8 protein-coding genes and 2 pseudogenes are annotated in these 8,940 nt (G+C 67.2%); 5 read left to right on the top strand and 5 right to left on the bottom strand.

Annotated features, from left to right (window positions below):
• A pseudogene (locus ASJ79_RS34860) lies at positions 1–152 on the bottom strand (hypothetical protein); the annotation flags it as partial.
• Positions 150–245 (bottom strand): annotated as a pseudogene (locus ASJ79_RS34855) (short-chain dehydrogenase); the annotation flags it as partial. The pseudogenes ASJ79_RS34860 and ASJ79_RS34855, both read right to left, overlap by 3 nt.
• A gap of 160 nt (positions 246–405) precedes the next feature.
• On the opposite strand from ASJ79_RS34855, the gene ASJ79_RS12350 reads away from it, so the two are divergent.
• From ASJ79_RS12350 to ASJ79_RS12335, 4 genes are all read left to right on the top strand, one after another.
• Positions 406–1,164: an SDR family oxidoreductase gene (locus tag ASJ79_RS12350; RefSeq protein ID WP_067955510.1), complete on the top strand. Its 759-nt coding sequence runs from the start codon at positions 406–408 to the stop codon at positions 1,162–1,164.
• Between the two features lie 108 nt (positions 1,165–1,272).
• Positions 1,273–4,068 carry a LuxR family transcriptional regulator gene (locus ASJ79_RS12345; protein ID WP_067955508.1) on the top strand — a complete coding sequence of 932 codons (2,796 nt, stop codon included), beginning with the start codon at positions 1,273–1,275 and terminating at the stop codon, positions 4,066–4,068.
• A 106-nt stretch (positions 4,069–4,174) separates the two neighbouring features.
• Positions 4,175–4,786 carry a sigma-70 family RNA polymerase sigma factor gene (locus ASJ79_RS12340; RefSeq protein WP_067955506.1) on the top strand — a complete coding sequence of 204 codons (612 nt, stop codon included), beginning with the start codon at positions 4,175–4,177 and terminating at the stop codon, positions 4,784–4,786.
• 11 nt (positions 4,787–4,797) lie between these two features.
• Positions 4,798–5,214 (top strand): cupin domain-containing protein, encoded by a 417-nt coding sequence (locus ASJ79_RS12335; RefSeq protein WP_067955503.1) that lies wholly within the window; start codon positions 4,798–4,800, stop codon positions 5,212–5,214.
• Here the strand turns inward: ASJ79_RS12335 and ASJ79_RS12330 are convergent.
• A complete protein-coding gene (locus ASJ79_RS12330) occupies positions 5,201–5,989 on the bottom strand; it encodes an SDR family oxidoreductase (RefSeq protein WP_067955502.1) in 789 nt (262 codons plus the stop codon). The genes ASJ79_RS12335 and ASJ79_RS12330 overlap by 14 nt on opposite strands.
• A gap of 4 nt (positions 5,990–5,993) precedes the next feature.
• Complete coding sequence (locus ASJ79_RS12325) at positions 5,994–6,548, bottom strand: nuclear transport factor 2 family protein (RefSeq protein WP_067955499.1); 555 nt, start codon at positions 6,546–6,548, stop codon at positions 5,994–5,996.
• A 100-nt stretch (positions 6,549–6,648) separates the two neighbouring features.
• Here ASJ79_RS12325 and ASJ79_RS12320 point away from each other — a divergent pair, with 100 nt between their 5' ends.
• On the top strand, positions 6,649–8,016 hold the full coding sequence (locus tag ASJ79_RS12320) for an LLM class flavin-dependent oxidoreductase (protein ID WP_067955497.1): 1,368 nt from the start codon (positions 6,649–6,651) through the stop codon (positions 8,014–8,016).
• Between the two features lies 1 nt (position 8,017).
• Here ASJ79_RS12320 and ASJ79_RS12315 read toward each other — a convergent pair whose 3' ends face one another.
• Positions 8,018–8,644, bottom strand: coding sequence for a TetR/AcrR family transcriptional regulator (locus ASJ79_RS12315; protein WP_067955495.1), 627 nt, complete (start codon positions 8,642–8,644; stop codon positions 8,018–8,020).
• Positions 8,645–8,940: the final 296 nt, after the last annotated feature.

Here is an 8,940-nt window from a genome sequence, read left to right as displayed (position 1 = left end):
CAGTCCATCAGCTCGGCGGTCTCCGGGTCCGCGGGGTTGCCGAACCTGCCGACGACCTCCTCGGCCAGCCGGCCCACCTCCTGGATGCGCTCGGTGGAGAACACTTTGGCGGCGGCCGCGCCGCGACCGGCATCGCGGCCCGTGATGAGCACCTCGGCGCCCGCCTCGGCCAACAAGCGGGCGGAGGCCAGCCCGATTCCCGCGGTGCCGCCGGTGACCAGCGCGCGAAAACCTCGTAGTTCCATCAGAAGTCCTTTCTCGTGTCCACTCCGTGGAACCACTGTCGTCCCACCCGGCTATCCGGCAGTGACGGCCGTCACGGGATGAATCGCCGTCGAGTCCGCGGTTCCGGCTTTCGAGGCGGCGATCACGCCGCCTCGAACCAGCGAGGAGAAAGGGGCCACCATGAGGATCGTCGTCATCGGCGGCACAGGACGGATCGGATCGAAGGTCGTGGACGGGCTGACCGCGCACGGTCACGAGGCGGTGGCCGCTGCGCCGTCCACCGGCGTGAACGCCTTCACCGGCGAAGGGCTGGCCGATGTGCTGGCCGGGGCGCAGGTGGTCGTGGACGTCACCAACTCGCCGTCCTTCGAAGAAGAGGAAGCCAAAGAGTTCTTCAACGTGGCGACCACCAACCTGCTCTCCGCGGAAGCCCGGGCCGGCGTCTCCCACCACGTGGCCCTGTCGGTTGTCGGCACCGAGTTACTTGCCCGCGAAAGCGGTTATTTCCAGGCGAAACTGGCCCAGGAGACGCTGATCGCCGACAAGCCGGTTCCGTACACGATCGTGCGGGCCACGCAGTTTTTCGAATTCCTCACCGTCATCGCCGACTCTGCCGTCGTCGACGGCGTCGTGCGACTGCCGGACGCGCTGATCCAACCGATGGCCTCCACGGATGTCGCCGAAGCCGTTGCCATCGCGGCCGTCAACGCACCGGTCAACGGCGTCACCGAAGTGGGTGGGCCGGAGGAGTTCCGGCTGCCCGAACTGATCCGCACGGCGCTGACCGCACGCGGTGACAGCCGGCAGGTGGTCGCTGATCGCGACGCTCGCTACTGGGGTGTCGACATCGCCGAACGCACACTGGTCCCGGGGCCGGGGGCGACCTTGTTCGACGTGCGCTTCGCAGACTGGATCCTGGAGGCAGCAGCCAGAAGCTGACCACCGCAGCGCTGGACTGGACCGGGGGACGCCGACTGGTTACCATCCACTCGAATCGGGGTCGTGGTCAGGCAGGATGTCGGCCTCCACGGGACGCGGTGGTGCGATATGTCGAGCCAGGGTCGGGGACGACCGCTGCATGGTCGCGTCGCGGAGACCGCAATGCTGCGCGAGGTGACCGCGACGGTGCGGACCGGTCGGTCACAGGTGCTGGTGTTGCGGGGCGAACCGGGTGCCGGCAAGACGGCGCTGCTCGGCTACCTCGCCGACGAGGCGCAGGGACTGCGTTGCCTCCACGTCTCTGGCGTCGAGTGCGACATGGAACTGGCCTACGCCGGACTGCACCAGTTATGTGCCCCGCTGCTGGGCCATCTCGACGATCTGCCGTCGCCGCAGCGTGACGCGCTCTCGGTCGCGTTCGGGCGGGGCACCGGGCCGCCGCCTGAACGCTTTCTCGTCGGGCTCGCGGTGTTGAGCCTGTTGGCCGCCGCCGCGCAGGAACAACCTGTGCTGTGCGTCATCGACGACGCCCAGTGGCTGGATCAGGTCTCAATGCAGACGCTGGGTTTCGTCGCCCGCCGGTTGGTGGCCGAACCGGTGGCGATGGTGTTCGCCGCGCGCCGCGACGGCGCTGAAGTGCTGACCGGTCTGCCCGAGTTGCTCGTCGCCGGACTGTCCGACGCCGACGCCCGGAAACTGTTGGAATCGGCGGTGATCGGCGCGATCGACCCCAGCGTTCGCGACCGGGTGGTGGCCGAGACGCGGGGGAACCCGCTGGCGCTGCTCGAAGTGCCCCGCACGTACACCGCGGCGGAACTCGCCGGCGGATTCTGGACTGTCGGCGCACACAGCTCACCGAACCGGATCGAAGAGAACTACCTGCGCCGCATCCGGGCTCTGCCGGAGGACTCCCGCCGTCTGTTGTTGCTCGCGGCCGCCGAACCTATCGGCGACTCCAGCCTGTTCCTGCGTGCGGCCGCACTCCTCGGTATCGCGGTGGACGCGTTGGCCCCCGCCGAGAACGCCGGCGTCATCGAGTTCGGTCCCCGTATGCGCTTCTATCACCCGCTGATGCGCACCGCCGCCTACCGTGCCTCCGACATGGCCGACCGCCGCGCGATTCATGCGGCGTTGTCCGCGGCCACCGACGCCGATTCCGATCCCGACCGCCGGGCATGGCACGCCGCCAACTCCGTGGCAGGCACCGACGACGGCGTGGCTGCGGAACTGGAGGCCTCGGCGAGCCGCGCGCAGAGCCGCGGCGGGATCGCCGCGGCGGCGGCCTTTCTGGAACGCGCCACCGTGCTGACCGCCGACCCCGAGCTCCGCGGGAACCGGGCGCTGGCTGCGGCGCAGGCCAAGAGGGACTCCGCGGCGATGCCGGCGGCGTACGAACTGCTGACCATCGCCGAACTGGCCCCGCTGTCTGAACTTCAGCGTGCGCGCGCCGCACGGTTGCGCGCGCAGATCGCGTTCGTGAGCAGCCGGGCGGGGGAGGCCGGCGCGCCCGCGGTGGGGGAAACCGCACCTGCGTTGCTCGAAGCGGCGAAGCAATTAGAGGACGTCGACGACTTCGCCTCCCGCGAGTGCTACCTGGAGGCGTTCGCGGCGCTGATGTACGCCGGCCGCATGGGCCAGCCCGGCGCGCTGCTCAACGCCGCCGAAGCGGCGCGTTCGGCGATGGCTCGCACAGCGGAGCTGCCGCGGGCCGTGGACCTGTTCTTCCGCGGGATGACCGAGCGGATCACCGGCGGGATCCGTGGGGGCGTGGCGCATATGCGCACCGCGCTGGACGCGATGTCCGCCCTCGCATCGGGGGACCCCGCCCAGCTCCAGCGGTGGCTGGTACCCGCGTTCCCGATCCTGCAGGAATCCGCCGCCCACGAGTTGTGGGACGAGAACCTCGTCGACGCACTGTCGGCAGCGGTCGTCCAGCAGGCAAGGGACAGCGGCGCCTTGGCCGGTCTTCCTCCGGCGCTTGTGTACCGGGCAGGGGTACATGTGCTGTTCGGCGAGCTGAACACGGCCGCCACGTTGATCGCCGAGGCGCAGTCCATCGCGGCGGCCACGACGAATCAGAGGGCGCTCCCGTACCACTTCCTGGTGATCGCCGCATGGCGGGGCGACGCCGTGGAGGCCGCCCGGTTGATCGACGCCGCCGCCGCCCACGGCGCCGAGCGTGGTGAAGGGCGATTGCTGGGGCTGACCGGGTATGCGACGGCAGTGCTCTACAACGGCCTGGGCCGCTACGAGGAGGCTTTCGCAGCCGCACGTGCCGCCTGCGAGTACGAGGACCTCGGCTTCTACAGTTGGGCGCTGCACGAGCTGGTGGAAGCCGCCTCGCATATCGGTGAACTCCACGCCGCTCGCGAAGCCATCGGTCACATCGAGGAACGGGCAGGTGCCAGTGGCACGCCGTGGGGACTCGGTGCGATGGCCAGCGCACGAGCCCTGCTGGCCGACAATGCCGACGCCGACCGACTGTTCAACGAGGCCCTCGACCAGCTGAGCCGATCCCGAGTGGCGGTGCACCGGGCACGGGCCCATCTCGGTTACGGCGAATGGCTTCGCCGGGTGAACCGGCGCGGCGACGCCCGGCGGCACCTGAACGAGGCCCACGACATGTTCGCCCGGATGGGGGCGCGGGGCTACGCCGAGCGCGCCCGCCGGGAGCTGGTCGCAGTCGGCGAGAAGGTCCGTAAACAGCCGCTGAGCACCGGCGACGAGCTGACCGCGCAGGAGGCGCAGATCGCCCGGCTGGCCGCCGACGGCCTGACCAACCAGGAGATCGGCGCCCAGCTGTTCATCAGCGTGCACACCGTCGAATGGCACCTGCGCAAGGTGTTCGTGAAGTTGGGCATCACGTCGCGCAGGCAGCTGCGCACCGTCACGTGGTCTCACTAGGGGCCACGGAGACTACGGACTACCAAGGGTTCCCCATGGGTGGTTTCCCGCGAGTCTGATCTCGACGGCCCGTCCGGGCTCGGAGAAATCAACCGGAGGTACTCCCATGAAGGTCATCGGTCCCGACGACATCGACTCCACCGCCGAACTGAAGGAACGCTTCGCCGAAGAGGTCTGGCCGCTGGTCGACGTCCTGCTCCGGGGCGCCCGCCGCCTGACCCACAACGACGCCGACGCCGAGGACCTGCTGCAGGAAACCCTGGTCCGTGCCTATACGGGATTCCGCAACTTCCAGCAGGGCACCAACCTTCAGGCCTGGCTTTTCCGGATTCAGTACAACCAGTGGATCAATGCGTACCGATGGAAAGAGCGCCGCCCGGCTGAGGTGCTCTCCGATCAGATCACCGACCGCGATCTGGCCCGCCACCCGGCGCCGCTGTCGACGGGACTCCGGTCGGTGGAGGCCGAGCTGTTGGAATCCCTGCCCGACGACGACCTCCGCGCCGCGATGGAGCAACTCTCGGAGCGCTTCCGCACGGTGTTGTACTACGCCGACGTCGAGGGCTACACCTACGCCGAGACCGCGGCCATCATGGCCATTCCGGTCGGCACCGTGATGTCGCGGGTGTACCGGGCGCGCGCCCAGCTGCGCCGCGCCCTGGCCGACACCGACTGCGCTCGTGGACGTTTCGTGCCCGACATCCAACGCGCGGCATGAGAGGCACACCGATGTCCGGAGAGTACGGCGACGAGTGGAAGACCGCGGTCACGGTCGTGCAGGGCGTACATCCGCCGACCATCCCGGCGGGAGCCGAGACGATGACCGTGGTGATCGAGTATCCGCCGGGCAGTCGCGGCACGCCCCCGCACCGTCACCCCGGCGGGCCCGCGTTCGGTTACATGCTCGAAGGCGAGATGCTGTTCGAACTCGAAGGCGAACTACCGCGTGTCATCCGGGCCGGCGAGGCGTTCTGGGAGCCCGGTGGCGACGTCATCCACTACTCGGATGCCAACAACCGCAGCGACATTCGCAGCCGTTTCCTGGTCACGATGTTCTGCGTGCCGGGTGAACAGATGCTGGTGCTGGTCGACGATGACGAGCTGGCTGCGCGCGCGCACCTGCGCGCACCGGCTAACGACGGTTGACCGGTACGTTGAGCCGAGTGTCGGGTCCGTCGACCTGGGCGAACTCCATCGCCCAGGCCGGCTTCCCGTGCTGGGCAACCCAGCACGTGCCGGTGGCGTCCGTCGGAGCGGCCAGTGCGTTGAGCACGGCGTCGGCGATCGTGTCCGGTTCCATCACCGGGACGCCGATGCGTTCGACGAGCGGACGGCGGTCGCCGAGTACCCCGGTCTCGGTGATGCCCGGGCAGATGGTGTGCACCGCAATGCCTTCGCCGGCCAAGTTCGGGGCGATCGAGCGCATGAACCCGATCACCGCGTGCTTACCCAGCGAGTAGACCGGGTCGGGGTGCCACGGCATCAGGCCGGCCAGCGAGGCCGTCGCCAGAATCGCCCGATCGGCGCCGCCGGCGCTGTGCTTCCGCATCGTGCGCACCGCGGCCCGGGCGCCGAACACCACGCCGTCGAGATTCACCCCGACCGAGTGCCGGTACTGGGCCAGGTCGAGGGAACCGATGTCTCCCGACCAGTCGATGGTGATGCCGGCGTTGAGGAAGGCCAGGTCCAGGCCACCCAGGCGGTCGGCGCACAACCCGACTGCGGTGTCGATCTGCGCGGGATCGCTGACATCACACTGCAATCCGATACCGCCGAGCGGTTCGGCGACCGCGTCGGCCGCCGAACCGTCGATGTCGACCACGCACACCTGCATGCCCTCGGCGGCCAACCGGAGCGCCGTCGCGCGGCCGATGCCCGACGCGCCGCCGGTCACCAGCGCGACGCGTCCCGCGAGTTTCACGCCGTCACCACCGGTCGACGGGATCGTCCAGCTTCAGCGGGCGCAGGTAGGACGCGTCGGTCTTGTCCCATTTGCCCTTGATGAAACCCTGGACCGCACCCTTGCCCAGGATCGACGAGTCACCGCTGAGCATCCACTCGATGGTGCAGCGGCGCAGCGCGATCTTCCAGACACCGTCGCGGCGTTCCAGGCGGTCGATGTAGCGGCCGCCCATCAGTGACACGACCTTGCCGCCCTTGACGCGCATCGCGCCCATCACGTAGCTCTCGGCGTGGGCGACGTCGCCGTCGATCTGGCAGGTGTGCGTTGTGATGTTGTGCAGGTGGTCCTCGAACACCGCGGTGTGCGCCTGGTTGGCCCAATCGCCGTACTCCGGACCGGTTTTGACGGTCGGACCGTGTTCGTCGATCCCGTCCTCGAAGTAGACGCTACCCATGAGCTCGGCGTCGTGACGGTCGTGCCCGCGCGCCTGGTTCATCACGCAGTCGAGGATCGCGGTGCGATCCTCGAGGTACTGCACGCGCCGACGAAGCTGCTCGTGCTCATCGGAATTCGTCATTGGCGGTCCCTTCCACGAAACTTCGGTTGTACGATTGTATAGCATCGATGCACTACGGACGTATGACACCCGAGCGGAGACGCCGGAGAGAGGCGTGCCAATGAGCAAGCGCATGATCTTCACCTTCTTGGTGATGGATGCGATCGGACACAATTTCCATGGCAGCTGGCGCCATCCGGAAGCCGGGAATCGCGGTTTCAAAGGATTCGACATGTGGGTCGACCTGGCCAAGAAGGCAGAGCAGGCGAAGGTCGACGCCTTCTTCTTCACCGACGTGATGGGAGTGCAGGGCGAGTACAACGGGTCACGAGACATCGTCTTCGAGATGGCGATGAACGTCCCGATCGCCGACTGCACGATGCTCATCCCGGCGCTGGCGCAGCAGACCGAGGACATCGGCTTCCTGTACACCAGCTCGGTGATATCCCATCATCCGTTCGTATTCGCCCGTGCCGCATCGACACTCGATCACCTGTCCAACGGCCGGATCGGCTGGAACATCGTCACGTCGGCCAACGAGAAAGCGTTCCGCAATCTCGGCCTGCCGGGCAACCTCTCGCACGAACAGCGCTACGCGTGGGCCGAGGAGTACGTCGACGTCACCTACAAGCTGTGGGAGGGCACGTGGGACGTCGACGCCATCGTGAACGATCCTTCAAAGGGTGTCTACGCCGACCCGTCGAAGGTGCATGACATCAACCACAACGGCGAGCGCTACAGCGTCGAGGGATTCAACCTGATGGAACCCTCACCGCAGCGCACCCCGGTGCTCGCCCAGGCCGGCGGATCACCGGCGGGGCTGCAGTTCGCGGGCAAGCATGCGGAATTGATGTTCCTGTCAGCCTATTCACTGGAGACCATCGCCCAGCAGGTCGGTGCTGTTCGCGACCTGGCCCGCGCTCACGGGCGTCAGGACGGCGACATCCTGTTCCTGCAGGGCATGATGTTCGTGATCGGGTCGACCGACGAAGAGGCGTTCCGCAAGTGGGGTGAGCTCGAAGAGTGGCGTAGCCCGGAGGCCCAGACCGCCTACTTCTCCAGTCTGAGCGGGATGGACTTGGGCCGATTCGATCCGGCGACTCCGCTGGAGGACATCATCGACGAGATCCCGGGTATCCAGGGCGCTTTCCTCGCCGTGGTCAATGCCTGGCCGGAGGGGTCGAAGCCGACGGTCAAGGACTTCCTGACGTCACTGTCGTTGCCGCAGATGGTCGTCGGCTCACCGGAGGCGATCGCCGACCGACTGCTGGAATATCAGGACGCAGGTGTGGACGGTGTGCAGGTGATGAACGCGCTGCTGCCCAACAGTTACGAGGAGTTCTTCGAGCATCTGGTTCCGGTGCTGCAGGGTAAGGGCCTGATGCAGAGGCAGTATCGCCCGGGTACGTTGCGGGAGAAGCTCTTCGGTGCCTCAGCAGACATCTCTTCCAGGCATCCTGCCCGCGGTTACCGGGGGATGTTCTGCTGAGTCAGCGGGATCGCTTGCGCGGGGCCGGTTTCCGCTTCCGAGCCGGCTCGATCGAGTCCAGGTAGCCTTCGAACGCTGCGATGAGTTCATCGTGCGCGGTTTCGACGCCGACGCCCTTCTCCAGGTTCAAGAACTTCGGCAGGCTGGAGATCAGCAGCTGCAGTGCGGGCAGCGACAGATCACCCCACGGCCGTGCGTCCGCGCCGAATTTCGCGGTGAGTGCGTCGAGTTGGAGCTTGCGTACGCCCTCGGTCACCGCGGCGATCTCGGTGCGGATCGACTTACGGTGGTTGCCCAGCGCCATGAACTCCGTCATCAACGTGCCGGTGGCCTCATCCCAGCTGTACTCCCACAGGGCGCGGAGCGGGTCCTCGGCGCGCTTCTCCATGATCTTGTCGAGATAGGCGAGGTTGCGTTCGGAGTACCGCCGGATCGCGGCGATGAAGACGTCGTCGAGGGTGGGAAAGTAGTACTGCACCAAACTGGGAGTGACGCCCGCCCTGGCAGCCAGCGCACGATAGGTGACACTGGCGTACCCCTCTTCGAGCATCATCTTCTCGACGCAGTCCAGCAGCGTGTCCCGGGTCTTGGACGTTTCGGCGCCGACGCGCCGCGACGAGGTCGCCATGGCCGTATTTTGTCACCAATCTGCCCTGTACGGATGTACAGCCTGGTGCTGGGCGCGTTTTCCGCAGCGCTTGAGGCTTTCGGGTGGGTTATCCCCAATCTGGTTTTCGTCCACAGGTCGGGGTTTCGGTGGTGGTGGGCTGTCGGTGGGGTTGGGGATACTAGAACACATGTACTGCTTATCTGCTTAAGTGGACCTATGCTGTTCAGCGTGGGTGTCGAGGGCGCTCCCGTGGGCGGTGTGGACTACCCGCGGACCTATCAAGAATTCCGGGCGTGGTTTCCCGATGACGCCTC

The organism is Mycobacterium sp. NAZ190054, from assembly GCF_001545925.1.
Lineage (GTDB): Bacteria > Actinomycetota > Actinomycetes > Mycobacteriales > Mycobacteriaceae > Mycobacterium.
The sequence above is the reverse complement of the archived record's forward strand: the minus strand, read 5'-3'. Positions and strand labels throughout refer to the sequence as shown.

Bases quoted from the DNA above. Each gene is read 5' to 3' on its own strand.
- ASJ79_RS12350 (WP_067955510.1), top strand. From the start codon at position 406: ATGAGGATCGTCGTCATCGGCGGCACAGGACGGATCGGATCGAAGGTC.
- ASJ79_RS12345 (WP_067955508.1), top strand. From the start codon at position 1,273: ATGTCGAGCCAGGGTCGGGGACGACCGCTGCATGGTCGCGTCGCGGAG.
- ASJ79_RS12340 (WP_067955506.1), top strand. From the start codon at position 4,175: ATGAAGGTCATCGGTCCCGACGACATCGACTCCACCGCCGAACTGAAG.
- ASJ79_RS12335 (WP_067955503.1), top strand. From the start codon at position 4,798: ATGTCCGGAGAGTACGGCGACGAGTGGAAGACCGCGGTCACGGTCGTG.
- ASJ79_RS12325 (WP_067955499.1), bottom strand. From the start codon at position 6,548: ATGACGAATTCCGATGAGCACGAGCAGCTTCGTCGGCGCGTGCAGTAC.
- ASJ79_RS12320 (WP_067955497.1), top strand. From the start codon at position 6,649: ATGAGCAAGCGCATGATCTTCACCTTCTTGGTGATGGATGCGATCGGA.
- ASJ79_RS12315 (WP_067955495.1), bottom strand. From the start codon at position 8,644: ATGGCGACCTCGTCGCGGCGCGTCGGCGCCGAAACGTCCAAGACCCGG.